The 26,021-nt window shown below is 70.8% G+C and carries 23 protein-coding genes and 2 pseudogenes; 11 read left to right on the forward strand and 14 right to left on the reverse strand.

The genetic code is table 11. The features are described 5' to 3' along the window. Positions 1-5 precede the first annotated feature (5 nt). The 8 genes and pseudogenes from ACQEV8_RS22600 to ACQEV8_RS22635 form a co-directional block, all read right to left on the reverse strand. A complete protein-coding gene (locus tag ACQEV8_RS22600) occupies positions 6-2,258 on the reverse strand; it encodes an MMPL family transporter (RefSeq protein ID WP_432962901.1) in 2,253 nt (750 codons plus the stop codon). A gap of 104 nt (positions 2,259-2,362) precedes the next feature. Then, entirely contained in the window at positions 2,363-4,327 is a 1,965-nt protein-coding gene (locus tag ACQEV8_RS22605; RefSeq protein ID WP_432962903.1) for a glycoside hydrolase family 97 catalytic domain-containing protein, read from the reverse strand. A 155-nt stretch (positions 4,328-4,482) separates the two neighbouring features. Beyond that, a complete protein-coding gene (locus tag ACQEV8_RS22610; RefSeq protein WP_432962905.1) occupies positions 4,483-4,650 on the reverse strand; it encodes a hypothetical protein in 168 nt (55 codons plus the stop codon). Between the two features lie 22 nt (positions 4,651-4,672). Further along, positions 4,673-5,569 (reverse strand): amidohydrolase family protein, encoded by an 897-nt coding sequence (locus ACQEV8_RS22615; RefSeq protein WP_432962907.1) that lies wholly within the window; start codon positions 5,567-5,569, stop codon positions 4,673-4,675. A 236-nt stretch (positions 5,570-5,805) separates the two neighbouring features. After that, positions 5,806-6,981, reverse strand: coding sequence for an ATP-grasp peptide maturase system methyltransferase (gene tgmC, locus ACQEV8_RS22620; RefSeq protein WP_432962909.1), 1,176 nt, complete (start codon positions 6,979-6,981; stop codon positions 5,806-5,808). After that, positions 6,978-7,941 (reverse strand): annotated as a pseudogene (gene tgmB / locus ACQEV8_RS22625) (ATP-grasp ribosomal peptide maturase). The gene tgmC and the pseudogene tgmB overlap by 4 nt, the downstream one beginning before the upstream one ends. After that, positions 7,941-8,201: a putative ATP-grasp-modified RiPP gene (gene tgmA, locus ACQEV8_RS22630; protein WP_432962911.1), complete on the reverse strand. Its 261-nt coding sequence runs from the start codon at positions 8,199-8,201 to the stop codon at positions 7,941-7,943. Before tgmA ends, tgmB begins: the two are co-directional and overlap by 1 nt. 174 nt (positions 8,202-8,375) lie before the next feature. Then, entirely contained in the window at positions 8,376-8,765 is a 390-nt protein-coding gene (locus ACQEV8_RS22635; protein WP_432962914.1) for an ATP-binding protein, read from the reverse strand. A gap of 268 nt (positions 8,766-9,033) precedes the next feature. Here ACQEV8_RS22635 and ACQEV8_RS22640 point away from each other — a divergent pair, with 268 nt between their 5' ends. Then, positions 9,034-10,380: a hypothetical protein gene (locus ACQEV8_RS22640; protein WP_432962917.1), complete on the forward strand. Its 1,347-nt coding sequence runs from the start codon at positions 9,034-9,036 to the stop codon at positions 10,378-10,380. Between the two features lie 136 nt (positions 10,381-10,516). Then, positions 10,517-11,497: a prolyl aminopeptidase gene (gene pip / locus ACQEV8_RS22645; protein ID WP_432962920.1), complete on the forward strand. Its 981-nt coding sequence runs from the start codon at positions 10,517-10,519 to the stop codon at positions 11,495-11,497. A gap of 12 nt (positions 11,498-11,509) precedes the next feature. On the opposite strand, the gene ACQEV8_RS22650 is transcribed toward pip, so the two are convergent. Both ACQEV8_RS22650 and ACQEV8_RS22655 read right to left on the reverse strand, forming a co-directional pair. Then, positions 11,510-12,859: a BTAD domain-containing putative transcriptional regulator gene (locus tag ACQEV8_RS22650; protein WP_432962923.1), complete on the reverse strand. Its 1,350-nt coding sequence runs from the start codon at positions 12,857-12,859 to the stop codon at positions 11,510-11,512. 64 nt (positions 12,860-12,923) lie between these two features. Continuing rightward, entirely contained in the window at positions 12,924-13,634 is a 711-nt protein-coding gene (locus ACQEV8_RS22655; RefSeq protein WP_432962926.1) for an AAA family ATPase, read from the reverse strand. A gap of 139 nt (positions 13,635-13,773) precedes the next feature. Here ACQEV8_RS22655 and ACQEV8_RS22660 point away from each other — a divergent pair, with 139 nt between their 5' ends. Next, positions 13,774-14,280, forward strand: a complete 507-nt coding sequence (locus tag ACQEV8_RS22660) for a hypothetical protein (RefSeq protein ID WP_432962929.1) — start codon at positions 13,774-13,776, stop codon at positions 14,278-14,280. Between the two features lie 68 nt (positions 14,281-14,348). Here ACQEV8_RS22660 and ACQEV8_RS22665 read toward each other — a convergent pair whose 3' ends face one another. Further along, complete coding sequence (locus tag ACQEV8_RS22665; protein WP_432962932.1) at positions 14,349-14,897, reverse strand: DUF1062 domain-containing protein; 549 nt, start codon at positions 14,895-14,897, stop codon at positions 14,349-14,351. Between the two features lie 230 nt (positions 14,898-15,127). Here ACQEV8_RS22665 and ACQEV8_RS22670 point away from each other — a divergent pair, with 230 nt between their 5' ends. Further along, a complete protein-coding gene (locus ACQEV8_RS22670; protein WP_432962935.1) occupies positions 15,128-15,664 on the forward strand; it encodes a VOC family protein in 537 nt (178 codons plus the stop codon). Continuing rightward, the gene (locus tag ACQEV8_RS22675) at positions 15,657-16,460 is read left to right on the forward strand and encodes a MerR family transcriptional regulator (protein WP_432962938.1); all 804 of its coding nucleotides are present in this window, start codon (positions 15,657-15,659) and stop codon (positions 16,458-16,460) included. Before ACQEV8_RS22670 ends, ACQEV8_RS22675 begins: the two co-directional genes overlap by 8 nt. 31 nt (positions 16,461-16,491) lie before the next feature. Here ACQEV8_RS22675 and ACQEV8_RS22680 read toward each other — a convergent pair whose 3' ends face one another. Beyond that, complete coding sequence (locus ACQEV8_RS22680) at positions 16,492-17,367, reverse strand: LysR family transcriptional regulator (RefSeq protein WP_432962941.1); 876 nt, start codon at positions 17,365-17,367, stop codon at positions 16,492-16,494. 103 nt (positions 17,368-17,470) lie between these two features. On the opposite strand from ACQEV8_RS22680, the gene ACQEV8_RS22685 reads away from it, so the two are divergent. After that, positions 17,471-17,836, forward strand: coding sequence for a YybH family protein (locus ACQEV8_RS22685; RefSeq protein WP_432962944.1), 366 nt, complete (start codon positions 17,471-17,473; stop codon positions 17,834-17,836). Between the two features lie 19 nt (positions 17,837-17,855). Here the strand turns inward: ACQEV8_RS22685 and ACQEV8_RS22690 are convergent, their stop codons facing one another. Beyond that, positions 17,856-18,842, reverse strand: a complete 987-nt coding sequence (locus ACQEV8_RS22690) for a LacI family DNA-binding transcriptional regulator (RefSeq protein ID WP_432972908.1) — start codon at positions 18,840-18,842, stop codon at positions 17,856-17,858. Between the two features lie 269 nt (positions 18,843-19,111). On the opposite strand from ACQEV8_RS22690, the gene ACQEV8_RS22695 reads away from it, so the two are divergent. Then, on the forward strand, positions 19,112-21,169 hold the full coding sequence (locus ACQEV8_RS22695) for a glycoside hydrolase (RefSeq protein ID WP_432962947.1): 2,058 nt from the start codon (positions 19,112-19,114) through the stop codon (positions 21,167-21,169). A gap of 183 nt (positions 21,170-21,352) precedes the next feature. Then, on the forward strand, positions 21,353-22,219 hold the full coding sequence (locus ACQEV8_RS22700) for an LLM class flavin-dependent oxidoreductase (RefSeq protein WP_432962950.1): 867 nt from the start codon (positions 21,353-21,355) through the stop codon (positions 22,217-22,219). Between the two features lie 18 nt (positions 22,220-22,237). Here ACQEV8_RS22700 and ACQEV8_RS22705 read toward each other — a convergent pair. Next, positions 22,238-22,606, reverse strand: a pseudogene (locus tag ACQEV8_RS22705) (response regulator transcription factor); the annotation flags it as partial. Between the two features lie 42 nt (positions 22,607-22,648). Between ACQEV8_RS22705 and ACQEV8_RS22710 the strand changes: the two are divergent. From ACQEV8_RS22710 to ACQEV8_RS22720, 3 genes are all read left to right on the forward strand, one after another. Then, complete coding sequence (locus ACQEV8_RS22710; protein WP_432962953.1) at positions 22,649-23,014, forward strand: hypothetical protein; 366 nt, start codon at positions 22,649-22,651, stop codon at positions 23,012-23,014. A 176-nt stretch (positions 23,015-23,190) separates the two neighbouring features. Further along, the gene (locus tag ACQEV8_RS22715) at positions 23,191-24,018 is read left to right on the forward strand and encodes an IclR family transcriptional regulator (protein WP_432962955.1); all 828 of its coding nucleotides are present in this window, start codon (positions 23,191-23,193) and stop codon (positions 24,016-24,018) included. Between the two features lie 319 nt (positions 24,019-24,337). Next, complete coding sequence (locus ACQEV8_RS22720; protein WP_432962958.1) at positions 24,338-25,987, forward strand: acyl-CoA carboxylase subunit beta; 1,650 nt, start codon at positions 24,338-24,340, stop codon at positions 25,985-25,987. Positions 25,988-26,021 lie beyond the last annotated feature (34 nt).

Raw genomic sequence — 26,021 nt, forward strand, 5'->3', positions numbered from 1 at the left:
GCCGATCAACGTACGTCGGCCTCCGGACGGGAGGAGGACCTTTTCTCCCGGACGTTCTCCCGGACGTTCTCCCGGACGTTCTCCCGGACGTTCTCCGGTACGGCGAGCGCCCGCCGTACCGCCCGCGAGGGCCACCAGCTCGCCTCGCCCAGCAGCAGCATCGCCGCGGGCAGGACCATCACCCGGACCACGAACGCGTCGATCAGCACGGCCGCCGCCAGGACGAAGCCGATCTGCTTCATCTCGATGATGTGGAGGAAGACGAAGCTGGCGAACACCGTCGTCATCACGACCGCCGCGCTGGTCACCACGCTCGCCGAGGAGCGGATCCCGTCCAGCACCGCCTGCCGCGTGGGCACGCCGGCGAGCGCGGCCTCCCTGATCCGGCTGACCACGAACACCTGGTAGTCCATCGACAGTCCGAAGAGGATCACGAACAGGAACAGCGGCACCCGCGACCCGATCGACCCGGTGGAGTCGAAGTCCAGCAGGCCCTCGGCCCACCTCCCCTGGAAGACCAGCACCAGCAGCCCGAGCGCCGCCGCCGCGGACAGCAGGTTCAGGAGGACGCCGAGCACTCCGAGCACGACCGAGCGGAAGGCGTACACGGTCATCGCGAACGTCACGAGCAGCAACGCGCCGAGGACGAGGGGCAGTTTGCCGTTCTGGTGGGCGGGATAGTCGGCGTAGCGGGCGACGTCGCCGCTCACGCCGTACTCGGCGCCGCCGATCCGCCCCACGGTCGCGGGCAGGAAGTCGTCCCGGAGCCGGTCGAGGGAGTCGTAGGCCTCGTCGGAGTTGCCGAGGTACGGCACCTTCAGTTCGAGGGTGCTGGTGCGGTCGTCGGCCGAGGTCCGGATCCGCGACACTCCGGTGAACAGCCGGTCGTCCTCCGCCCGCCCGGCCACCTCCCGCAGCGCGGCGACGACCTCCGCCGACCGCGCGGCATCGGCCCGCACGACGACCTGATGGGTCACCCGCTGCTCCGGGAACGCCTCGTTGAGCCGGTCGTAGACCCGCATCGCCGGGATGTCGCGGGAGTGGGTGTCCCGGCTCATCTCGGTGATCTTCAGCCCGGCCAGCGGGACGACGAGGGCGAGCAGGGCGAGAACAGAGACACACAGGGTGGCCAGGGGATGCCGGGCGGCGGGCCGCAGCAGGGCACTCCACACCCGGCCGCCGCCCCGCTCACTGCGCGCCCGGCGTACGGGCTTGCCGCGCTCGGCCCGCCGCCGCGCCCGCCGCTCCGCCCGCTGTCCGAGCTTGACCAGCAGCGCGGGCAGGGCCGTCAGCGAACTCGCCACCGCCACCAGGACGACCACGATCGTGCCCGTCGCGAGGGAGGAGAAGATCACGTCGGAGGCGAGATACAGCGTGGCCGTGGAGGCGACCACCGCCATCCCGGAGACCACGACCGCCCGGCCCGAGGTCGCGGCGGCCAGTTCCACCAGCGCCTCGGAGGACAGCCGTCCGCCGGAGCGGGCCCGTTCCTCCCGCTCGCGCTTGAGATAGAAGAGGGTGTAGTCGACGCCGACCGCGAGGCCGATCATCAGGATGACGTTCGTACCGACCCCCGCGTCGGGCGACACATGCGAGACGACCATCGAGAGCCCGACCGCGGCCGCGATCGACGACAGAGCCAGCAGCAACGGCACCCCGGCCATGGTCACCGACCCGAACACCACCAGCAGCGTCAGCAGGGTGACGGGCAGGGTGATCGCCTCGGACAGCGCCAGATCGTCACTGCGCTGCTGGTCGACGCCCTTGCTGACGGACGGACTTCCGGTCTCCTCCAGCAGCAGCCCGGGGTGGCTCTTCTGCACCACCCCGGTCTGCGCCACGAGCGCGTCGACCTTGTCCTTGGCGTCCCGCTCCTCGCCCTTCAGCGTCACCTCGACCATCAGGGTCCGGCGGTCCTTGGACAGCGACGGGTCGGCCACGCCCGCCACTTCGGGCAGCCTCCGCATCCGCTCGGTGAGATCCTCCGCGGCGGCCCGGGCGGCGCCCTGATCCAGGGCACCGCCCGAACGGGAGGAGATCAGTACCTGCTCGGCGGCCCTGCGCTCCAGCCCGGCCTCGGCGGCGAGGGCCTCGGCCCGCCCTGCCTCACCGACCCGGTAGTCCGCCGTCCTGGCACTGTTCGTGCCGACGGCACCGCCGACACCCAGGCACAGCACCACGAACACCAGCCACCCGACGATCGCCCGCCAGGGGTGTCTCGCGCTCCAGCGCGCCACGTGCACAGTTAATGAGTTCATACCCAAAAGGGTTGCTGAGCAGGGCAGTTGACGGACAGAGGCACTCGGTTGAACCTGCCGTCCACCGGTCGGTGGACCCGAATCCTGGGGAAAACCCCCGCCCCTCAGCCTCGACTGGGCTTCAGCACGATCGCCTGTCCGCCCGCCGGTGCCATCGCCACGTCGAGGGTGTCGGCCCGGGTCACGGTCCGGGTGCCGACCACGACCGGGGTCTGGTACGGGCTCGCGCCCGGGGTGCCGTCGGCGTAGACCGTCGCCGTGTACGAACCGCGCCCGAGGAACGACAGCGGGAGGGTGAGCGTCCTGGACGACTCGTCGGTCATGGCGCCGAGGTACCAGTCGGAGCCGCTGCGCCGGGCCACGGCGACGTACTCGCCGATGGAGCCGGCCAGGGTGCGGCTCTCGTCCCAGGTGGTGGGGACGGCGTTGAACCAGGGCAGGCCGGGCCAGTTCGCCGGGTTGCCGTACTTGGACGGCTTGTCGTACCAGAAGAGGAAGTTGAGGGGCTGGTAGTACACGGCGGCCATGGCCATCTGATGGGCGTTGGTCGTCTTGTCGCGGGACTGGCCGTAGCAGATCGTGTAGTCCATCGGGCCGCCGATGTTGCGGGCGAACGGCAGCGTCACATTGTGCGTGGCGGTCGGGAACTGCTCGTTGCCGCGCACGCCCTCCAGGCTGATCCAGTTCGGGAGGGTCCGCTCGTAGCCGAACGGCCGGACGTCGTCGTGCATGTCGATCAGCAGCTCGTACTTCGCGGCTGTCTTCGCCCAGTCGATGATCTGGCCGGTCATCGACTGGGTGCCGTCGTTGATGAACCCGAGCTTGATGCCTTGCACACCCCAGCTCTTGTAGAGGCCGAAGAGGGAGTCCGCGTCGGTCAGCGCCAGCCGGTTGACGTAGAGGAAGACCCCGATGCCCTTGCCCGTGGCGTACGAGATGACCGACGGCAGGTCGATCGCGGCGATCGGCGCCGTCGCGTCGGGCGTCGTGAACTCCGGGCCGTACCAGCCGGCGTCGTACTCGATGTACTCCAGCCCCCGGGCCACGGCGAAGTCGACGCCCGTGAGTCCGGCGGCGGTGCTGAGCTCGCAGCGGAAGACCTTGCCGGGCTTGATCCAGGAGGGGTCGGGGAGGGCGTTCGGCGGGGCCAGGTTCAGCACCAGCTCGGCGTTGTCGACGAGTTCGGCGTGGGTGGCGCCGATGACGACGGCCCGCCACGGTGTGGCGAACGGGGTGGTGACGGTGGAGGCCGTCTCCACGGGGCCGGTGCCCCGGGCGGTGTGCTCCATGAGGAAGGCGGAGAGGGTGTTCGGCTCGTCGTCGACCGAACCGAGCATCAGGCGGGGGTAGTCGACACGCGCGGACTCGCAGACGCAGGCGATGAGGCCGTTGGAGAGCGTGGCGGTCAGGGGGAGGTCGGTGAGCGGGCCGTTGTCGGTGGTGGCGGTGCCGGTGACGGGTATGGAGCCCGGGGCCACCGGCTCGTAGGCGTTCTCGTCGCGGGCGCTGTAGACGGTGGTGCCGTCCGGGAAGGCGAAGGCCGTCAGTTCGTCGGTGACGGTGGCGGTGCCCTGGTCGAGGAGGAGGTACCGCAGGGCGACCCCGGTCCTGTACGCGCGGACCTGCACGCCGAAGCGGATGCCCGTGCTTGTGTCCTTCAGGTCCCAGCGGTGCTCCTGGTAGTGGTCGGTGACGGTCGCGTCGCGCCCGTAGACCGGGGTCCAGGTGGAGCGGTGGGTGCGGTGCCGCTGTCCGGTCACCCGGACGTCGCTGCCCAGCACGGTGCCGTCGGCGAGCCGGATACCGAGGGCGGAGGTGCCGATCACGGTCCGGCCGTCGCGCCGGGTGGACCAGTGGAGGGTCCCGTGGGTGCTGACCGACAGGGTGATGGAGGTGCCTCCCAGGCGGGCGGTCACGCTCTCCGGGTGGCGGGGGCGGCCCGAACCCTCCTTACGGCTCTCGGCGGCGTACGCGGGGCGCGTGGTGACGATGCCCGACACGGCCAGCCCGGCGCCGACGGCCGCGCCCTTGAGCACGTCCCGTCGGGCCCGTTCTCCCGAAGCTCTCATCGTGGGTGACCTTCCCTCGCGGTAATGCGGTAGTAACCGTTTTCTGCCGGTGGCGAGTGCAGTTCTACGCGCCGCCGCGAAGGCGGGTCAAGGGGTCGGCGCCACCGGGATGCACGGGATGCGTGAACACCCCGGTGGCCGTCGTGCGGGGTCGGTCAGCGCAGGGCGCCGAGGCGGTCGAGCCGCTCGTTGACGCCGTTGCGGAGTTCACCGAGGGTCGTGCCGGGCGGGGCCACCTTCGGTGTGGAGGACGGCGGCTGGGTCTCGTCCGCGCAGGTCGTGCCGCGCGCCGGGACCTTCAGGTCCAACAGGTAGCTGGTCACGGCACCTACTCGGGCACCGGCCTCACAGGCCGAACAGCCGCGCCCCGTTGTCGTGGCACACCGCCCGCAGCCAGTCGTCCCCGAGGCCCAGCCGCTCCAGTGCGTGGAGCTGGTGCACGTACGGATAGGGAATGTTGGGGAAGTCGGAGCCGAGCAGAATGCGGTCGCCGAGAGCGGCCAGCCGGGGCAGGGCCCGGCGGGGGAACGGCATGAAGCCCTCGCTGAAGTCGGTGAACGCCATCGTCGTGTCCAGCCGCACCTCCCCGTACCGCTCGGCGAGGTCGAGGAACTCCTCGTACTCGGGCATCCCCAGGTGCGCGACGATCAGCCGAAGCCGGGGGTGGTTCGCCAGCACCCGGGCGATCGGCTCGGGCCCGGTGTGCTTGCCGGGCGCCGGTCCGGAGCCGCAGTGGATCACCACGGGGATCCCGGCCTCGGCCAGCACGCCCCACGCCGGCTGCAGCAGTTCGTCGGCCGGGTCGTACGCCCCCACCTGCACATGTGCCTTGAACACCCGCGCCCCCGCCGCCACGGCCTCCCGGACATACGCCTCCACCCCCGGCTCGGGGAAGAGGGTCGCGGTGTGCAGACAGTCGGGCGTGCGACGCGCGAAGTCCACGGCCCAGCCGTTCAGCCAGGGGGCCATGCCGGGCTTGTGCGGGTACAGCATCGAGGTGAAGGCCCGCACGCCGAACTCCCGCAGTATCCGCGCCCGTTCGGCCTCCTCTTCGCGGTAGGTGATCGGCCACTCCAGCCCACCGGTGAGCAGCCCGAGCCCGTCGAAGTACTCCCAGACCTTGCGCAGGACCCGCTCGGGCATGAAGTGCGTGTGCACGTCGACGAGGCCGGGGAGGCCGAGCCGGCCCCAGAAACGGCGGATCTGGTCGGACTCGTCGGGCTGGTTGCCGTGATCGTTCATGCTGCCCACGATCGGGGCGGGCGGGGTGGCGGGGCCAGGGCCTTGTGCGAAGGATCCGTGAGGGATCCGTCACCTGGGGCCTCCATCAGCAGACGGCACGAGCCGGCTTCCGCCTCGGCGGGATCCACACCGGCCGCGAACAGCTCCTGCTCCAGGACCTTCCAGTCCCGCGGGGCCTTCTATCGTGTCGCACTCGTCGCACAGCCAGAAGGTCTCGGACTCCCCGGGGCCACCTGTCAGCCGACCCGGTGTTCCCAACGGGCCGTCTTGTCGCGGATCCAGTAGGAATGCGCGTAAGGAGTGACTTCCAGGCGAACCGCGCTGATGTCGGGCTCTCCGGCCTCCTGCCATGCCGTCACGGCACCTTCGATGGCGTCCCAGATTCCGAAGGGGCCGCCCTGGCGTACCGTCCACTCCTCGCCGTCCTGCGTGAGGGCTGCGAAGGATTCGCGGCCGGTGTCGAACAAGTACACCGTCTCTCGGCCGTCGCTGCTGACCGCGCGCACGAGCTGGGCGCCGGGAGCGGCGAGCTGGGCGAGGAACGCGGGCATCCACTGGTCGAGGACCACAGGCGACAGGGTCGTCTTCCGCTCGGTGTCGGCGTAGGCGGCGCGGGCCGCCAGATCTCCGGAGAGGGGTACCGCGGCTTCGGCGCGGGCGGGCATGAACGATGAGCGGCCGATGATGCGGCCCTCGGCGGTGCCGTCCTTCCGTACGGTGAGCTTCGCCAGGCCGGTTCCGTACGACCAGGCGCCGGGGCCGACGGTGGCGAGGATGATCCCGCCGGGCTTGGTCTGCCTCACCCACGTGTACGGGATACGGCGCACCGCACAGGTGGCGATGAGCCGGTCATAGGGAGCCCGGCGCGGGTTGCCGAGGAGACCGTCTCCGGTCACGGTCCAGGTGGAGTATCCGGCTTCCTCCAGTGCGGCATCCGCCGCTGCCGCGACTTCGGGGTCTACCTCGACGGTGGTGACGTTGTCCTCGCCGAGCCGGTGACACATGAGGGCCGTTGAGTAACCGGTGCCGGTGCCGATCTCTGCCACGTTGTGGCCGTCCTCGACGTCGAGGGCTTCGAGCATGCAGACGACGGTCGCGGGCATGGTGGATGAGGAGGTGGGGAAGCCGTGTACGGGCGCGGTGGCCTTGTCGGGGGCCAGGTGGCCGTCGAGCTGGGTGACCAACGAACCATCGCTGTAGACGACCTCCACCCACTCACGCGGACCGACATCATCGGGTGTGACCGGCTGCCACAGGCCGGTGTCGTCGGCGAGGAATACCCCGGAGGAGAGGAAGAGTTCCCGGGGAACGGCTTCGACGGCTGCTTTCCATGCCGGACTGCTCAGATGTCCTTGCTCGGTGAGGCGGTCGGCGAGGACCTTCCGCTGAGGTGCGGTGTCGGGGAGGGTCACGGTGTGGGTCCTTGCTCCAGGAGGTCGGCGAACGCGGCGGTGATCGGCAGGCCGGTCTTGTCCTCGAGCCACCCCCATTGGCCGTTGGGGTTCAGCTCAAGCCAGTGGAGGCGCCCGTCACGGTCTACGGCCAGGTCGAAGCTGCCAGAGGCGAGTCCGAAGCGTTCCAGATAGGCGATCAGCGCCTTGTCCATGCCGTTGGGCAGCGTGGTGACCTGGTAGGTGAGCGTTTCGTAGTCGGCGCGCCAGTCCAGCAGGCCCGAGTCGATACGGACCGGGAACACCTGCTCGCCGGCCACCACGACGCGCAGATCGGCGACCTTGCTCACACGGGCCTGGAACAGGTGCGGGACCACGCTCACGCTCTCGTCGACCTCGTCGGCGGTGACCGGCTCGGTCCATGTGGTCAGCCCCACGCCGTCCGCCCTCCGGGTACGGGGTCCACCGCAGTGCCTTGTAGATCACCTGACCGTGGTCGGCGATGAACGCGCGGACGTCGCCCAGGTCGTTGGAGATCAGCGTGGGCGGCACCGTGAATCCGAACCGTTCGGCGGCGGCGAGTTGCAGCGGCTTGTGTTCGGCCGTGTGGTTGCGAAGCGGATGGTTGACATAGCGGCAGTCCGGTAGCGCGTACAAGGTGCCGCCGAGGCCGTGGCGGACTTGGGCTGTGGCAAACCGGGCGTCGGCGCCGTCCAGATGCTCGAAGTGGGGCCAGGTCGGACGGCGCCAGTACACAGCCCGAATTCCTTCCAGGACGGCGGCCCTGGAAGGGGTACGGAGGTGTCCCGCCAGGGTGGCGGTGCCGGCGCCGAACCGGGCCGAGAACGACAGGTGATCGCCGATGTCGGAGGGGTCGAACCGTATGACGGGCACGCCCCGCTCGTTGAGTGCGGTGATCACCATGTCGGAGGTGACGTCGTCGACTTCGGTGACGACTGCGACCGGTCCGGGCCCGGGCATCAGTCCTGCTCGCTGTCCTGGTCGTGGTCGGTGTCGTTGCGGCTGTCCTGGTTGGTGGACTGGGGGTTGGTCTCGGTTCCCTTGCTGGTGCCGTGCTTGCCCATTTCGACGACGCCGCCGTGTTCGTCGCGGAAGACCGTGGTCTGTGTGGCGGGGTCCAGCTCGGTGGTGGTGTAGCCGGGCTGGTAGGCGCTCGGATACGGGCGCATCCGGCTGATGCCCCACGGGCGGACGCTGCGGGTGGGCGCTGTGGCCTGCATGAGTCTCCTCGTCTCTCGGTCGCTCTTACGGTGGCACTCGCCGCTTGTGGCTGTCAGGACGGCGAGGGGCTCGCCTCCGGCCGCGTGGTCGTCTTGCCAGGACATGTATCCGCGCGTCTGGATGCCGGGGGCGAGAGTCTCAGCGGGCGTCAGGGAGCGCCGTGAGGAACGGGCTCACTGTTCGCAGTCCGCGCGTAACTCGGCCCAGACGCGTTTCCCCCACGGTTTCGAACCCATCCGGTCGTACCCCCACCGGTCGCTCAGCGCGTCGACCAGGGCCAGCCCTCGCCCCGTTTGATCCGCCTCGGGGTCCGGGGTGCGGATCCTCGGCAGCCGGTGGACGTCTCTGTCCACTACGGCGATGAGGACACGGTCACGGGCGGGGAGTTCGTAGATCAGCCGCATGCCGCCGGTACGCGCGTGGAGGATCACGTTCGTCGCCAGCTCCGAGACGATCGCCACGGCCGCATCGGTCGTCTCCTCGGGCAGGCCCCAGCACTGCATCGTTGTGCGCGTCGCGCGCCTGGCGACGGACGCGGACTCCTCCGTGCGTTCCAGGGTCATGCTGTACCCCGGATGGCCGGTGGGTCGAGGCGTCAGCCGGGGGAACGCCGGTCGTGCGGGGGGCCTTTCTGTGATCGTCGCCATGCAGCCTCTTCGTCCGTGTCGGTGCCTGCATCTCCCTCCGGGGCGGGAGAAGACGCCAGGCCGTCAACTGCCGGCCGCTGGGGGTGCGAACGGCTCGTAATCACCCAACCCCGCTGCGCCGCTGCGGGTAAGGGAGGACAGTGGAGGAGCGGTTGAACTGGTTGAACACGACTCGGGGGTTCACATGCCACGGCAACCACGCACACCGAACACCGCCCTTGCGGGCCTCATGCAAGCGGGAGGGATCGGGAACGCGCAGCTGGCGCGGCGGGTGAACGCGGCCGGTCGCGAACTCGGCGTCACGCTGCACTACGACAAGACGACCGTGTCTCACTGGCTCGCCGGATCGGTACCCAAGCCACCCGCCCGGCCTGCTGTCCTCGAAGCCCTCTCACGGCTGCTCGGCCGCCCCGTGACGTGCGCTGAGATCGGCTGGCCCGCTGCCGGACCGGTCGACGTACGTGATCCGGTAGCAGGGGTGATGGACCTGAGCCGAGCAGACATGGACCCGTCCCGCCGCGGCGTGTTGCGGGTCGGGATGTACGCGGCGACACTTGCTGTGCCGTCGTACGAGGACGTCTCCGAGACCTCTGAGCGGATCGAACACGCCACGGCCGGGCGGACGGTGCACATCGGCCGGTCCGATGTCGAGACCGTGCGCACTATGACGGACAAGGTCGCGGACATCCTGGACCAGGTCGGGGCAGGCCACGCCCGCCCGATGGCTGCCGCCTTCCTGGTCAACACCATCGGGACCTATCTGCGGGCATCGGGCACCGAGCGTGTGAAGCGCGACATGCGGGCCGCCGCCGCGGACTTCGTGTACCTCACCGGGTGGATGGCGATGTACGAGAACGCGCAGGGACTTGGACAGCGCTACTACCTGCGCGCGCTCGATCTCGCGGGCGCCGCTGAGGACCACGTCACCTACTGCCGCACGCTGCGCGGAATGAGTCTGCAAGCGAGTCACCTGGGCTACGGGCCGCTCTCGCTTGAACTCGCCGACTCGGCGGCAGGGGCCGCCCCGGACTCGGGGCCGCGCCTGGTGGCGTTCCTGCGGGGCCAGCAAGCTGCGGCCGCGGCCATGACCGGCGACCGGCACACCGCCCTGACACGGCTCACCGAGACCGAGACGGCGCTGGCGCAGGCCGACAACCGGCGTGACGCCGTGGGCGGCTACGACGAGGCTGCCTACTACTTCCACGAAGCCCACGTCAGGTGGCACCTGAAGGACCGTGAGGGGTCCGTCAAGGCCCTGCGCCGGTCCAACGCGGCGCGCTCCCCTCTGGAGCGGCAGGGCCGCTTGCACTGCCTTGGGGTGATCGCCGAGCGGCAGTTCCGCATGCGGCACGTGGAAGCCGCCTGCGACACGTGGGGCCAGTTCCTCGACGAGTACGTGACGATCAGCTCAGCGCGTGGCGACGAGCACCTGAAGACGCTTCGCAAGAGCCTGCCCGCGCACAAGACGCTCCCGGCGGTACAGGCGCTGTCCGAGCGAGCGCGCGAGGTCGCTCGCCTCAAAGCGGCCTGATTCCAGCACCATGACCACCGGAGGCACCTCGACGAGCCGGAGACCTCGACATGACATGGCCAGGGCCCGCGCGGTCCAGGACGGAGCAGCACGGGCGCGGGCCCGGCAGGCAAGCAGATCGGAGAGGACGTCTCATATGACCGGGCTCCATCCGGCGGGTATCGAACCGTACGAGCACGGCATGCTCGACGTCGGCGACGGCAACCGCGTCTACTGGGAGACCTGCGGAAATCCCGCGGGCAAGCCCGCCCTCGTGCTGCACGGCGGGCCGGGGGCCGGGGCGGGGCCGTTCTGGCGTCGGCTGTTCGACCCGGCGGCGTACCGCATCGTGCTTCTCGACCAGCGCGGGTGCGGGCGGAGCACGCCCGACGCCGCCGATCCGCGGACCTCGCTCGCGGCCAACACCACCCACCATCTGATCGCCGACATCGAGCGGTTGCGACGGCACCTCGGCATCGAGAAGTGGCTGGTTCTCGGCGGCTCCTGGGGCGTGACCCTCGCGCTGGCCTACGCCGAGCAGCACCCGGGTCACGTGTCCGAGCTGGTCCTCTTCAGCGTCACCAACACCACCCGCCGCGAGGTGGAGTGGGTCACCCGGGACATGGGGCGGATCTTCCCCGAGGAATGGGCCCGGTTCCGGGACACCGTCCCCGAGCGGGAGCGCGACGGCAGGCTGGTGGAGGCGTACGCCCGGATGCTCGCCGACCCCGATCCGGCCGTGCGGGAGCGGGCCGCGCGGGAGTGGTGCCGTTGGGAGGACGTGCATGTGTCCACGCACCCCGGGCACAAGCCCGATCCCCGGTACGACGACCCGCACTTCAGGATGCGCTTCGCCCGCCTCGTCACGCACTACTGGCGGCACGCGGGCTTCCTGGAGGACGGGGCCCTGCTGCGCGACGCCGGGAAGCTGGCCGGCATCCCGGGTGTGATGGTCCACGGGCGGATGGACATCAGCGGGCCCCCGGACATCGCGTGGCGGCTGGCGCAGGTGTGGCCGGAAGCGGAGCTCGTGCTGCACGGCGGGGAGGGGCACGGGCTGTCCGGGGATGCCACGACGGATGCCGTGCTGGCGGCCACGGACCGGTTCCGCCCGGCCGGGGACGCGCGCATGCGCTGACGCCGACGACGGTCAACGGACGTCCGAGGTCCGCTTGGCACCGCACGTCGCCAGGCTGCACCACCTCCGCCGTCCGCTCCCGTCGAGGAACAGCCAGCCGCAGTCCGGGCTGGGGCAGGCGCGGACGGTGAAGCGGCGGGCGTCGGCGAGCAGTTCGGCCGCGTCGCGAGCCACCGCGCACAGGGGCAGGCGCAGACCGGCGGAGGAGGACGGCCGCCAGCGAGCCAGGCCGTCCTCGCCCCGGGAGAACACCGAGAGCCGCGCGGCGTCCTCCACCACCCCGGCCACCGCCTTGAAGGCCCGGCCGTCCTGCGGATCGGTCAGGCAGGCGTACAGGTCCGTACGGAACCGCCGGGCCTCGCCGAGCGCGGCGGCGGCCTCGGCGGGCTCCCGTAGGGCCTGTTCCCGCAGCCGGGTGACCGTCCGCTCCTCGATCAGGTCCAGGTGCCCGGCCCATACGGCGAGCGCGGCATAGCCCCGCAGCCAGTCCGACCCGGGCAGCGGGTCTCCGCCCCACCCGGCGTAGGTGTTGCAGAACTCCAGCGCGGGGTGTCCGCTCGTACTCCACGGCAGCCACTGGTCGTCGACCCGTACCGCGTAGACGGGCCCGGGGGGCCGGTCCAGCCGGGGGTCGCCGCGCAGCATGCGTGCGTGCAGGGTGCGCAGTTCGCGGTTCGGTTCGATGGCGAGTTCGGCCGACAGCAGGGTGCGCGTGCTGTCGTACAGCCGGAGCGCCTCGGCCCGGCGGCCGGACCGGTACAGGGCGGTCATCCGGGCGGCGACCAGCCGTTCGCGCGTCGGGTGCTCGTCGAGGAGGGGTGTCAGGTCCGCCGCGACCCGGTCGTACAGCCCCATGGCGAGCTGTGCCTCGGACCGCTGTTCCACGGCGGACAGCCGCAGTTCGGCGAGCCCCCCGCCCAGCCGCGTCCGCAGCCGCTCGTCGGCCACGTCCGCGAGCGGCTCGCCGCGCCAGAGTGCGAGGGCGTCGTCGTAGCGGCGGATCCGCTCGTCGGGGTCCCCGGCGGCGGCCGCGGCCGCCTGCCCGACAAGAGACGTGAACTCCACTGTGTCGATCCGATGTCGGCCCTGCTCAACGACGTAGCCGTCGTGGCGGGTCTCGACGGGCACCTCGTACGGCTTGAGCGCGGCCCGCAACCGGCCGACGTAGGTGTGGACGGTGGCGCGGGCGGAAGCGGGCGGGCCGCCGTCCCACAGCAGGTCGATGAGGCGTTCGGTCGCGACGACACGGCCCGCGTGCATCAGCAGAACCGCCAGCAGACACCGCTCCTGACGACGGCTGCCCACCAGGACTCGCCGTCCCTCGTGGCGGGCGGCGAACGGACCGAGCAGTTGGAACTCCATGGCTACCGGGCAGCCTAAGGGCTGATCCGCACGGGGGCGCGGGCAAGGCCGCCGAGGGTGCCGCCTACGATTCGACGATGTGCCGCAGATAGGCGTGCGGGTCGGCGAGATAGCGGCGCCAGTGGTCCACGACGCCGAGCTCCTGCCAGGCGACTCTGCGCAGACCGTGTTCGCCGACCTCGACGATGTCCGCGCCCGGCAGGGCGGTCAGCAGCGGGGAGTGCGTGGCGCAGATGACCTGGCCGCCCTCCTTGGCCAACCGGTCGAGGTGCCCGATCAGTTCGAGGCAGGAGGAGAAGGAGAGCGCCGCCTCCGGCTCGTCGAGGACGTAGAGCCCGGCGTGCAGGAACTTCCCTCTGAACGCCGCGAGGAAGCCCTCGCCATGGCTGACCGAGTCCGGCGCGAGCCCCTCCCTGTTCAGCGCGTCCAGCGCGGTCTCGGCCCTCAGGAAGAAGCCCTTGCGGGCCGACCAGCTTGTGACCATGCGGCGTCCGCGCGAGGCCGCGTCGAACTTGATCCGCTCGCCCAGCTCCGACTTGCCGCGCGGAGAGGCGTAGCGCCAGTCGTGGGAGCCGCCGTAGGAGTCCAGTCCGAAACCCTCCGCCAGCGCCTCGACCAGCGTCGACTTCCCCGAGCCGTTCTCACCGACCAGAAAGGTCACCGGTGCGGTGAAGCGCAGGCCCTCGTCGAGCAGCTGCCGGACGCAGGGCACCGACCAGGGCCAGGCGTCCTCGTCGTACGAGGAAAGATGGGCGTACGCGCGTTCGACAATCACTCGACCAGTGTCGCCCGGGAGGCGGTAGGCGTCGCCGTGTCCACGCCGAGGATGGTGAGGCTTTGGTCAGAAGCCCGGGCCAGACTGGCGGGCGCCCTTCCGGCAAGCCCTTCTTCCACCCCTCTGACCAGGGAGAACCATGCGACGAACCGCCCTCGCGACCCTCACACTCGCCACCGCGCTCCTCGGCACGCAGCCCGCGACGGCAGCGACAGGCGAGGGCTGGGAACCGGCGCCCTCCACACCCTGGGACGTCGCCGCCGGCGTGCGCTGCGACTTCCCCGTGCACGGCGAGCCGGTCGTCGACGAGGTGGTGCGGCGCGTGCTGAGCACCCACCCCGACGGTTCCGCGCGCCGGGTCGCCTACAAGGGCGACCTGGTCGTCCGCGTCACGAACACCGAGACCGGCGCCGCCCACGACGCCGACGCGAGCGGCTCGGCCCTCGTCGAGTACCGACCCGACGGCTCACAACTCTGGGCCGTGCACGGCCCGGTGTTCGTCGGCGTCGGGAAGGACCAGGGCACCCTGCCGCGCGGCCTGTACATCGTCGACGGCGTCTACACGATGGAGATCAGCGCCACCGGCTACAAGGCGGTGCATCTCGTCCGGGGCTCTGCGGACGACCTGTGCGCCCGCATCGACTGACACGGAGATCTGAGGACCAGGTCCTGCCCGACGGGTCTTGCCGGAAAGGCCCTGGTCCCTGCGAGGGCTCAGCGCTTGAGCGTGAAGGTGAAGTCGTCGGAGAGCCTGCCGCTCAGCCGAACTGCCGAAACGACCTTCCCCTCCGCGACCAGCCTCTCGACCTCGGCCCGGGAAAGACCGCACCCTTCAGCGATCAGCCGCACCGGCCGGACCGGGATCCGCGCCGCGAAGCGGACCGCTACGTCGATCACCTCGCGCTCCAGGTGATCTGATCCGCCGGTGTCGAGACGCCAGGCGTCGTCCCAGTCGAGGGCGATGCGATTGCGGCGCCGTACGAGCGGATCCTGGAGCAGTTCGGCTGCCAGGCCAGGATCGTTGTCGTGCAGCCGGTCCAGCAGCTCAGGCCGTACGGAGCGCACATTCATCCGCTCCAGGACCGTGAGCTTTGCCGTCTCCCCGCAGGCGGTGCAGAGCACGAGGAGCCAGGCGTCGAGCAGTTTGTGGTGGGCGTTGACACGGAACTTGCCGTTCGCCCGGAAGCGTTCGGACGCGCACGTGTGGCAACGGCGGAGGACGAGCGGCAGGCAGGTGGGCATGACGACCCAGTTCTCGAGCAAAGGAGTTCACCGGTCTCAGTGAGAAGTCCACAGCAAAAAGCAGCGCGGCGCACATGCGCGACGCGCGACAGATCAGCTCTCGGGAGGTCTCACACGGTGTACAACGGCACGTCCTTGCTCAGCCGACTCGGGTCAGCAGCACGGTAAGGGCGCACAGTGGCGCAGCTCCACTGGATTTCGGGGCCTCGTCGCTTGACCCTCACGTGACGTGAGGCTGAAGGGTGGTGTGCATGAGCGACTACTACGACGCGTTCGAGATGAGTCCTGTGCCCACCCCCGGCCCGGATGCCGTTCCCCCGGAGCCGTTCCGTGGCATCTACGGGATGCCCGCGTTCGTGACGATCCCCACGGGCGACCTGGCGGCGTCGGTGGACTTCTGGACTCGCGGGCTCGGGTTCTTCGAACTGTTCGGCATCCCCGGCAAGGTGGTGCATCTGCGCCGGTGGGCGTTCCAGGACGTACTCCTCGTCCCGGCGGCGGGCGTTCCGGAGCGGGCACCGGCGGTCGGCTTCAGTTTCGCCTGCGTGCTCGACCAGGTCGATCCCCTGGTCGCGGCCTGCCGTGCGCTGCGCCCGGATTCGGTCGACGGTCCACGGGACACTCCCTGGAACACCCGCGATGTGGAGGTGATCACCCCCGAGAACGCACGGATCGTCTTCACCGCGGCGAAGCCCTTTGATCCGGACAGTGAGGAGGCGCGGAACCTCGCAGCCGTCGGGATCACCGCGCCGGACGCCGTGCGCGGCGACAATGGGCGGCATGTCTGATACCGCTGACGCCGATGGCCTGACCGTCGGTCAGGCCTCGGCGCGGCTCGGCGTGACGGTCCGAGCGCTGCACCACTGGGACGAGATCGGTCTGGCGCGACCGTCGCTGCGCACGGGCGGCGGATACCGGCTCTACACCGCTGCTGACCTGGAACGTCTGCACCGCATCGTCGTCTACCGTGAGCTCGGTCTCGGCCTGGACAGGATCCGGGCCGTCCTCGACGACTCGACCACGGACGTGCCCGGCGCCCTGCGCGCACAGCGCACCCAGGTCGCGGAACGGATCGACCGCCTCCAGCAGCTCAGCGCCGGACTGGACCGGATGATCGACGCCCACGAGCGCGGCCTGCTGCTGACCGTCGAGCAGCAGACCGCGATCTTCGGCCCGCAGTGGGACCCGGACGGGCCCGCCCAGGCCCGAAAGCGCTACGGGGACACGACGCAATGGCAGCAGTACGCCGAACGCTCGGCCTCTCGCGGCCCGGAGGAATGGCAGGGCATCGCCGACACCGTCGCCGGCTTCGAGCGGGCGCTCGGGGACGCGATGGACGCGGGCCTCGCACCGGGCAGCCCGGAGGCGAATCAACTCGTCGAGCGGCACCGCGAGGTGTTCGCCTCGTACTTTCCCCTCACCAGGCAGATGCAGGTCTGCCTCGGCCGCATGTATGAGGCCGATCCAGGATTCGCCGCCCACTACGACGGCATCCGCCCCGGCCTCGCCACGTGGTTCCGCCGCATCGTCGACGCGAGCGCACGCGCCCATGGCATCGATCCCGACACCGCGGCTTGGCAGTAGAGCGCGGGTCCTTCATGAACCCGGAGCCGACTCACATAAACGCCCGCCCGGAATGCCCCAGCAGCTCCCGCACCGCAGGCCCGTGCGTCCCCTTCCAGACCAGAGCCAGCAGGGCCGGTGCTGTCACGTCGTCGATGACGCGGGCGACGACCCGGTCGCCATAGCTCGCGGCCATCGACTCGCTGAGGACGGCGACGCCGAGGCCGCGGGCCGCGAGGTCCGCGATGGCGTCGGCGGCGCTGGCCTGCAGGGCGATCGTGGGGTGGAGGTCCTGGGCGGCGCAGGCGCGGTCGAAGAGGGTGCGCAGGCCGGTGCCCGGGGGCATGCAGATGATCGGGTGGGCGACCAGGTCGCGCAGCACGACCCGCCGTTGCGCCGCCAAGGGGTGTCCGGCCGCCACCGCTACGACGAGCCGCTCGCTGATGAGTGTCAGAGCCTGGAGCCCCTCGGGGGCGGCCGTCGCGGTTCCGATGAGGGCCAGGTCGACGGTGCCGGCGCGCACCGCCTCGACGAGGCGGTCGGAGTTGTCCTCCAGCAGGGAGATCTCCACCCCTGGATGTGCCCGGTGGAACGCGGAGAGCGCGTCGAACAGCGGTGTGAGGGTGCAGCCGATGACCATCCCGACCACGAGCCGCCCCCGGATCACGTCGGTGATCTCGTCGACCGCCTGAGCCACCGCCCCGGCCGCCGCGAGGGTCGCGCGGGCGTGGTCGAGCGCCGCCCTGCCCGCCGCGGTGAGGGTGGCGGTGCGCGCCGAGCGGTCGAACAGCTCGGCACCGAGTTCCCGTTCCAGCCGGCGGATCTGAGCGCTGACACCGGACTGGCTGATGTGCACCCGCTCGGCCGCCCGCGTGAAGTTCTGTTCCTCGGCGACCGCGACGAAGTATTCGAGCTGCCTCAGTTCCATGAGCGGTAATTCTAGTTTCCAGTAGATCCATCTGTTGGACTTCTGATTTCCGGGCGATGAGGCTGGAAGCACCCATCGAAGCCCGATGTTCAGGAGACCCGCCATGCCGGAGCACGAGAAGGCCCTGCGCCCCGAGGACCTCACCCGCTTGTTCGTCGAGCGGTCCAACGCCGGTGACGCGGCCGGGGTCGCCGCGCTCTACGAAGAGGACGCGGTGCTGGCCTATCCGCCCGGTGAGCGGACGGTGGGGTGGGAAGCGATCCGCGCGCTGTGGGAGAAGGTGCTGGCCGACCGCCCCCGCTTCGAGCCGGAAGCGCCCCTGCCGACGCTGGTCAGCGGTGACATCGCCCTGACGTCGACCCCGCCGAAGGACGGGGCGGGTGCCCGCGCGCAGGTGGTCCGGCGCCAGCCCGACGGCAGCTGGCTGCGCGTCCTCGACCAGCCCGAGTTCACACCGCCCACCGGCTGACGCCCGGGTCGGCGCCGCCTCACCGCCGCCGGACTCCGGTACTCTCCCGCCGCACCAACCGCGTAGGCACCAACGTCGTGCCGTGCTCCGCCCCGTCCTGGCGCATCTTGTCCAGGACCCCCTCCACACACAGCCGCCCCACCTCCGCGAAGTCCTGGTGGATGGTGGTGAGGGGCGGGAGGAAGGACGCCGACTCGGGGATGTCGTCGAAGCCGATGACGCTGATGTCGTCGGGGACCCGGCGGCCGCGTTCGTGGAGGGCGCGCAGCAGGCCGAGGGCCATCTGGTCGTTGGCGGCGAACACCGCCGTGCAGTCCGGCTCGTCGGCCAGTCGCAGACCGGCCCGGTGGCCGGACTCGGCGGACCAGTCGCCGCGGACCAGGGGTGGCGTCGTCCGGCCCGCGGCCGTCAGCGTGTCGCGCCAGGCGTTGGCGCGGCGCTGGGCGGCGAAGGAGCCCTCGGGGCCGGCGAGGTGCCAGACCGTGTCGTGGCCGAGGTCCAGGAGGTGCCGTACGGCGTCCCGCGCGCCGCCCGCCTGGTCGGTGTCGACCACGGTGTAGCGGTCGCCGGCGTCGGAGTCGGCCACCACTACCTGCACGCCGGGCGGGAGCGAGACCGTCGCCGCGTCCAGGAGGTGGATCTCCATGATGACGATGACGGCGTCCACGGCGAGTTCACCCAGGCGGGAGAAGGCGCCGTTCACCTCGTCCTGGGTGGGGACGGCGACGGGCAGCAGCGTGACGGCGTAGCCGTGCCGGGCCGCGGAGGTGGCGATGGCCTCCAGGGTGCGGATGTTGCCCATGGTGGAGAGGGAGAACGTGATCACGCCGAGGGTGCGGAACTCGCCCCGGCGCAGCGCCCGGGCCGCGCTGTTGGGGCGGTAGCCCAGCTCCCGCATGGCGGCCAGGACCTGCCGGCGGGTGTCCTCGGTGACGCCCGGGAAGCCGTTGGAGACGCGGGAGACGGTCTGGGAGGAGACACCGGCGAGCTGGGCGACGTCCGCCATGGACGCGCCCTGGCGGGGGCGGCCCGCACGCCTTCTCGTACGGCTCGTGCCCGTCGATTCTCTCTCCCCGTCCACGGTGCCCACCTGCCCTCACTCTCCTTGCCGCACAGCCGGCGCAAATTTCGGTCCGGAACGACTCCTTGACCCCTGAGATTCGGACAGTGTAGACATCCCGCCAGTGGATGTTTACGTAAACATTGCCTAGTCGAAATCGTATGAGAAGGCGTCGAACCAGTCCAGAAGTCCGCACCAGAGCTGGAGTACTCGAGATGGCACACCGCACCCGTAAGAGAAGGCTCCTCGGGGCCATCGGCGTCACCGCCCTGGCGACCGGAACCGTCCTGGCCACGACCACCCTGCCCGCCGCGCACGCCGAGACGACGTCGCAGACGGCCGCGGCCGGGGTCACCGTCCGGCCCGACCCCTCCTACTCGGGGGACAAGTTCGAGGGCTGGGGCACCAGCCTGGTCTGGTTCGCCAACGCCACCGGCGACTACCCGCCCGCGGTACGCGAGAAGCTCTACAAGCTCCTCTTCGGCGACGACGGTCTCAACCTGAACATCGCCCGGTACAACATCGGCGGCGGCAACGCCCCGGACGTCAAGGACTACCTGCGGGCCGGCGGGGCCGTCGAGGGCTGGTGGAAGGCGCCGGCGGGCACGACCCGCGAGGACGTCGACTGGTGGGACGCCGAGGACCCCGGCGACTGGAACAAGAACGCCGACAAGACGCAGCGCTGGTGGGTCGACCGCATCAAGAAGGACATCACCCACTGGGAGACCTTCAGCAACTCCCCGCCCTGGTTCATGACCGAGAGCGGCTACGTCTCCGGCAACTTCGACGCGGGCAAGGACCAGCTCAAGCCCGGCTCGGTCGACGACTTCGCCAAGTACCTGGTGGGCGCGACCGAGCGCCTCGAGAAGGCGCACGGCATCAAGGTCGACACGCTGGACCCGTTCAACGAGCCGAACACCGACTACTGGGGCACCAAGCTCGGCCCGGACGGCGAGCCGACGGGCGGGCGCCAGGAGGGCGCCCACATCGGCCCCGAGATGCAGCAGAAGGTGATCCGCGCGCTGGCCCCGGTCCTGAGGAAGTCCAGGTCGGACGCGGACATATCCGCGATGGACGAGACCAACCCCGGCACCTTCGCCACCAACTGGAACTCCTACCCCCAGGAGGTGCGCGACCTCGTCGACCAGATGAACGTCCACACCTACGGCACGGGCCAGCGCACCACCGTCCGCGACCTGGCCAAGGCCGCCGACAAGCCGCTGTGGATGAGCGAGGTCGAGGGCGACTGGGGCGACGGCCAGAGCTTCACGGACATGCGGCCCGGCCTGGGACTCGCCCAGCGCATGGTCGACGACCTGCGCGAACTGGAGCCCAAGGCCTGGGTGTTCTGGCAGCCGGTCGAGGACTACGACAACATGAAGCCGGGCGGCGAGTCCGCGAAGGGCGGCAACTGGGGCGAGATCCAGCTGCCGTTCAGCTGCACCAAGACGGACACGCTGAAGTCCTGCCCGGTCTACACGAACACCAAGTTCGACACGGCCCGCAACTTCACGCACTACATCAAGCCCGGCGACCGGCTGGTCAAGACGGACGACACCTCCAGCACGGCGGCGGTCTCCCGCAAGGGCGACGCGGCGACGGTCGTCCACGTCAACAGCACGGCGGAGGCCCGTGAGGTCACCCTCGACCTGTCGAAGTTCGGCCGTGTCTCCTCCCGCGCCACCGTCACCCCCGTGGTGACCAGCGCCGACGGCAAGCTCGACAAGCAGAAGGCCGTCCGTGTCACCGGCAAGCAGGCCACGCTCACCGTGCCCGCCCAGTCCGTGACGTCCTTCCTCGTCAAGGGAGTCTCCGGCACCGCCAAGGACGCGGCGGAGCTTCGCAAGGGCCACACCTACCGCCTGACCGGTGCCCAGAGCGGCAAGGACCTCAGCATCGCCGGCAACGGCACGGGTCTGGTCATCCGGAGCGCGAACGCGTCCGACCCGAGCGGCCAGGAGTGGAAGGTGGAGCAGATCCGCGGGAGCGACAACCGCAAGCGGTACGTCTTCACCGAGACCGGGTCCGACAAGCGCCTGGCCATCCGGAACGGCGCCCTGGTCGCCGAGCCGGACGAGGGCCGTCGTGACAAGGCCACCGAGTGGATCATGTCGACCACCGGCGACGGCACCTGGACCCTCGTCAACGCCGCCACGGGACAGCTCCCGGACGTCTCCGGCCAGTCCACGAACGACGGCGCGTCCGTCGGCGTGTGGCAGCCGAACTCCGGGTCCAACCAGCGGTGGAAGCTGACGGATGTGACGGCCGACTAGCCCCGCCCCGCACATCCGCCGCCGACGCCCCCGCCCGCCGCCACCGTTTCGGTGGCCGGGTCGGGGGCGTCGTGCCGGACGGGGGCACAGACCTGCCCCCGCCCCGCCCCGGCCGCCACGAGGCCGTGTCACATGGCCGGTTGATCGCTTGCCCACCCCGCCGCCCCGCAGCAGGATGCGGGGATGCGTTGCTCAATCAACATCCCGAACTTCGGTGACTTCGCCGATCCCCGGACCGTGGCGAAGGTCGCCGCGGCCGTGGAACAGGCGGGGTGGGACGGACTGTTCGTCTGGGATCACGTGCTGCATCGCACGCACGCGGGCAGGCCCTTCGGGGATCCCTGGATGCTCCTGACCGCCGCCGCGCTGGCGACCTCCCGGATCAGGCTGGGCACCCTGGTCACCCCGGTCGCCCGGCGGCGCCCACAGCAGCTTGCCCGGCAGGTGGCGACGCTGGACGCGGTGAGTGGGGGGCGGGTCACGTTCGCCGCCGGGCTGGGCGGGCCCATCGAGGACGAGTACGCGAGTTTCGGTGACGTCACGGACCCGAAGGCGCTGGCCGAGCGGCTGGACGAGGGCCTGGACCTGCTGCAGCGCTACTGGTCGGGTGAGCCGGTGAACCACGAAGGGCGGCACTACCGGGTACGGGACGTGACGCTGCTGCCCGCCACGGTGCAACGTCCCCGGCCACCCGTCTGGGTCGCCGGTTTCTGGCCGAGCCGTCCGCCCATGCGCCGGGCGGCCCGCTGGGACGGAGCGGTTCCGCTGTTCCACGATGCCCGGCACGGTCATGTGCCCCCTGTCGAGCAGGTCCGGGACCTGGTCTCCTACCTCCGCGAGCAGCGCGAGGACCGGCCGGACACTCCGTTCGAGATCGTCCTCGGCGGCGCCACCCCGGGCGGCGACCCGGCCAGGACACGTGACGTCATCGGCCCTCTGGCCGAGGCGGGGGCCACCTGGTGGGACGAGCGGCAGATCCAGACCAGCGAGGCGATCGACCGGCTCGAACCCGTGCTGCGCCGTATCGAGCAGGGTCCGCCGCAAGTGTGACGCGCCGGCCGGGAGTGATCACGGCGTGTTCCCCGGCGTCACCAGCCCCGCCTCGTACGCCACGATCACCGCCTGCGCCCGGTCTCGGACCCCCAGCTTGGTGAAGAGGCGGTTGATGTGGGTCTTGACCGTGTGGTCGGTGATGGTGAGGCGGCCGGCGATGTCCGCGTTGGAGTGGCCCTGGGCGATGAGGAGGAGGACCTCGATCTCTCGGGCGGTGAGGCGGTCCAGGAGGGGCCCCGGGGTGGTGGCCGGGCGGCGCGGGGCGAACTCGGAGATGAGGCGGCGGGTGATGCCGGGGGCGAGCATGGCGTCGCCCGCGGCCACCACCCGTACGGCGTACAGGAGTTCGGGGAAGGTGGCGTCCTCGACCAGGAAGCCGCCCCCGGGACCGGCCGGCCCGCAGGCCAGATACTCGCCGTGCTGCCGGTGGCATCAGCCGACCCGGGGGCGTTCACCGAGCATGTGCTGCTCTTTCCCCTGGGCTCAGGCGGCACCGGGTCGCCGGCGGCCAGTCCCCTGCCCGGGTATCTCCTGGTGACCCACGTACCCGGCGGGTTCGTCCTCGCGGTGGCGGCGCTGGTGTCGGGCGCGGTCGCGGTGGCCACGTCGCTCGTCACGCGCCCGCCCCGCACCACCCTCGCCGCCGCCGACCGGCTCGCCCTGGGGCTCGGCATCGCCATGTGCCTGATCCCGGCCACGCGGTTCGGGTACGTCGTCTACCCGCTGGTGTTGGTGGGGTGGTTCCGGCTCACGGCTCACGGCTCCTGGCGAAGGGCGCAGGGCGAGGGGTGAGGAGTCAAGGGCGAGGGGCGAGGGGCGCCGGTCCGAGGGGCCTGAAGCCGGATCAGGCGCCCTCCTGTGGTCGGTGGCCGGGGCAACTACCGTGGTGGGCAAGGGACAGGCCGTCACACCATGGGTGGGGCGACGCCGCCTGACGGGGAGCAACGGGGAGCAACGGGGAGCAGGCAATGAGCAAGCGCAGCACTCTCGGCGGCAGTGCGCACGCCGACCGGGTCTTCCGGGTCCAGCGGGCCTTCACCGAGGTCGAAGGGCAGATGCACGGGCCCGGCGAGCTGGCAGAGGCGACAGGGCTGGACGACTCGACGGTGCACCGGATCCTCCAGTCCGGTGTGTACGACGGCATCTTCGCCCGGGAGGGGCACGGTCTGTACCGGCTGGGGGCGGGGGCCGCGCGGCTGGGGCTGAAATCCCTCGCCCACGCGCCCAACGCCCGTGTCGCGCACGCCGTTCTGGAGGATCTGCACACGGCGACCGACGGCGGACTGGCGTTCCTCTTCGCCCTGGCACCCTTCGGGGGTGCCGGGAAACAGTGCCTGGACATGGCTGTCGGCGCGTCGGACCTGTCCGAGATCGGCGTCTCCCCCCGGGCGTTGGTGGAGCTGTGCCGGTCGCTGCGGACGGGGGCGGCGGGGCGGGCCATCCTCGCGTTCCTGCCGAAGGTGATCCAGGACGGTGTACTGGCCGAGCCCGTGCCCGACGGCGCCGGGCCGGGGGCGTTCCGCGACAACGCCCGGCTGCTCGCCTCCCTGGAATCCGTGCGCAAGGAAGGGCTCGCGCTCGATGTCGAGGAGTGGGCGGAGGGCTGGGTCGGCTGCGCGGCGCCCGTGCGCTGGGACGGGCTGATCATGGGGTCCGTGGCGGTGTTGAAGCCCGGTCACGACATGTCGGCCTGCTCGGTGTCCGCGGTGCGGGCGGTACGGCGAGCCGCGTCCTGCTTCACGCCCGGCGACGACGATCACGGCCCGTGGTCCGAGGAGGCCCCGGGGTCGTACTGAGCGACGCCGAGAGATTCCTGAGCCCCCGGCGGTTCCCAGCCGGGGGTTTTTCATGCGCGCACCGGGAGTCGATTTCCACGGTCATTGCGGGTTACCGGTGAGTTCCCCGTTAAATGAAAGTGTCCGTGCAGAGCAGTTGTGTTCACCGAATCTCCCGGTTCTCGCGAGACGGGATTCCTGGATTCCTTGATATCCCGCCCTGCGGGAGAGTCCCGATTTCGCTTGACATGCGGTGCGGCGATCCTCGAATAATCGAAGGGAAAGGGAGAGCCTCAAAGGAGAGGATTCCCGCCTCCAACAGACGGAGAGAGACCCGAGGATGACGGTCCGATCCGCGGCTCCGGTCGAGAGCCCCGCCCCGGCGTCAGGCTTAGCGACCCATGCCGACATCCCCACCGACACTCCCACCGGCACCCCCTCCGCCCTGCGCGACAGTGTCGCCCTCCTGCACGCCACCCGGCGCGAAGCGGAGCAAGGGCCGAGCGAGCGCGCCACCGAACAACAGCACGCCCGCGGCAAACTGACCGCGCGGGAACGGCTCGACCTGCTCTTCGACGAGGGCTCCTTCCAGGAGGTGGAGCGGCTGCGACGGCACCGGGCCACCGGCTTCGGACTGGAGCACCGCAGGCCCCACACCGATGGCGTCGTCACCGGCTGGGGCACCGTGCACGGCCGGACCGTCTTCGCCTACGCCCATGACTTCCGTGTCTTCGGCGGGTCCCTGGGCGAGGCGCACGCCGCCAAGATCCACAAGATCATGGACATGGCCCTTTCGGCGGGAGCGCCCCTGGTCTCCCTCAACGACGGCGCGGGCGCCCGTATCCAGGAGGGAGTATCGGCGCTCGCCGGATACGGGGGCATATTCCAGCGCAATACCAAAGCGTCCGGGGTGATACCGCAGATCGCGGTGATGCTCGGCCCGTGCGCGGGCGGGGCCGCCTATTCTCCGGCTCTCAACGACTTCGTCTTCATGGTGCGCGGCACCTCCCAGATGTTCATCACCGGTCCCGATGTGGTGCAGTCGGTGACGGGCGAGGAGATCTCCCACGAGGGACTGGGCGGCGCCGATGTCCACGGCGCGGTGTCCGGCGTCGCCGGCTTCGTCCACGACGACGAGACCGAGTGTCTGGAGGACGTCCGCCACCTGCTCTCCCTGCTGCCGCCCAACAACCGCGAGACGCCGCCGTCCTACGACTGCGCCGACCCCGCCGGGCGCGCCAACGACGCGCTCGCCGACCTGGTGCCGGCCGACGGAAACCGCCCCTACGACATGCGCGCGGTCATCGAGGAGGTGGTCGACGAGGGCGACTGGCTGGAGACGCACGCGGGCTGGGCGACCAGCGTGCTGTGCGGACTGGCCCGGCTGGACGGGCGGACCGTCGGTGTCGTCGCCAGTCAGCCGACCAGCCTCGCGGGCGTGCTGGACATCCACGCCTCCGAGAAGGCCGCCCGTTTCGTCTCCGTCTGCGACGCCTTCAGCATCCCCCTGGTCACCCTGGTCGACGTGCCGGGTTTCCTGCCGGGGGTCGACCAGGAGCACGGCGGCATCATCCGGCACGGCGCCAAGCTGCTGTACGCGTACTGCAACGCCACCGTCCCGAGGGTCTCGGTGGTGCTGCGCAAGGCGTACGGGGGCGCGTACATCGTCATGGACTCCCAGTCGATCGGCGCCGACGCCACGTACGCCTGGCCCACGAACGAGATCGCGGTGATGGGCGCGGAGGGCGCCGCGGGTGTGGTGTTCCGGCGGGAGATCGCCGCGTCCGACGATCCCGAGGCGACCCGCGAGCGGCTCGTCAAGGAGTACAAGGCCGAGCTGATGCATCCCTACCACGCCGCCGAGCGGGGCCTCGTCGACGATGTCATCGACCCGGCGGAGACCCGGGCCACGCTGATCGAGACGCTGCGCGCGCTGCGGGCCAAACACGCCGACCTGCCGTCCCGCAAGCACGGCAACCCACCCACCTGACCGACCGCCCGGGGACGATGTACGCCGCGACCGG

Origin of the sequence: Streptomyces sp. CA-179760, assembly GCF_050937045.1 — a bacterium.
Classification (GTDB): domain Bacteria; phylum Actinomycetota; class Actinomycetes; order Streptomycetales; family Streptomycetaceae; genus Streptomyces.

Bases quoted from the DNA above. Each gene is read 5' to 3' on its own strand.
- ACQEV8_RS22600 (WP_432962901.1), bottom strand. From the start codon at position 2,258: ATGAACTCATTAACTGTGCACGTGGCGCGCTGGAGCGCGAGACACCCC.
- ACQEV8_RS22605 (WP_432962903.1), bottom strand. From the start codon at position 4,327: ATGAGAGCTTCGGGAGAACGGGCCCGACGGGACGTGCTCAAGGGCGCG.
- ACQEV8_RS22615 (WP_432962907.1), bottom strand. From the start codon at position 5,569: ATGAACGATCACGGCAACCAGCCCGACGAGTCCGACCAGATCCGCCGT.
- tgmA (WP_432962911.1), bottom strand. From the start codon at position 8,201: ATGCAGGCCACAGCGCCCACCCGCAGCGTCCGCCCGTGGGGCATCAGC.
- ACQEV8_RS22635 (WP_432962914.1), bottom strand. From the start codon at position 8,765: ATGACCCTGGAACGCACGGAGGAGTCCGCGTCCGTCGCCAGGCGCGCG.
- ACQEV8_RS22640 (WP_432962917.1), top strand. From the start codon at position 9,034: ATGCCACGGCAACCACGCACACCGAACACCGCCCTTGCGGGCCTCATG.
- pip (WP_432962920.1), top strand. From the start codon at position 10,517: ATGACCGGGCTCCATCCGGCGGGTATCGAACCGTACGAGCACGGCATG.
- ACQEV8_RS22650 (WP_432962923.1), bottom strand. From the start codon at position 12,859: ATGGAGTTCCAACTGCTCGGTCCGTTCGCCGCCCGCCACGAGGGACGG.
- ACQEV8_RS22660 (WP_432962929.1), top strand. From the start codon at position 13,774: ATGCGACGAACCGCCCTCGCGACCCTCACACTCGCCACCGCGCTCCTC.
- ACQEV8_RS22670 (WP_432962935.1), top strand. From the start codon at position 15,128: ATGAGCGACTACTACGACGCGTTCGAGATGAGTCCTGTGCCCACCCCC.
- ACQEV8_RS22675 (WP_432962938.1), top strand. From the start codon at position 15,657: ATGTCTGATACCGCTGACGCCGATGGCCTGACCGTCGGTCAGGCCTCG.
- ACQEV8_RS22680 (WP_432962941.1), bottom strand. From the start codon at position 17,367: ATGGAACTGAGGCAGCTCGAATACTTCGTCGCGGTCGCCGAGGAACAG.
- ACQEV8_RS22685 (WP_432962944.1), top strand. From the start codon at position 17,471: ATGCCGGAGCACGAGAAGGCCCTGCGCCCCGAGGACCTCACCCGCTTG.
- ACQEV8_RS22690 (WP_432972908.1), bottom strand. From the start codon at position 18,842: ATGGCGGACGTCGCCCAGCTCGCCGGTGTCTCCTCCCAGACCGTCTCC.
- ACQEV8_RS22695 (WP_432962947.1), top strand. From the start codon at position 19,112: ATGGCACACCGCACCCGTAAGAGAAGGCTCCTCGGGGCCATCGGCGTC.
- ACQEV8_RS22700 (WP_432962950.1), top strand. From the start codon at position 21,353: ATGCGTTGCTCAATCAACATCCCGAACTTCGGTGACTTCGCCGATCCC.
- ACQEV8_RS22715 (WP_432962955.1), top strand. From the start codon at position 23,191: ATGAGCAAGCGCAGCACTCTCGGCGGCAGTGCGCACGCCGACCGGGTC.
- ACQEV8_RS22720 (WP_432962958.1), top strand. From the start codon at position 24,338: ATGACGGTCCGATCCGCGGCTCCGGTCGAGAGCCCCGCCCCGGCGTCA.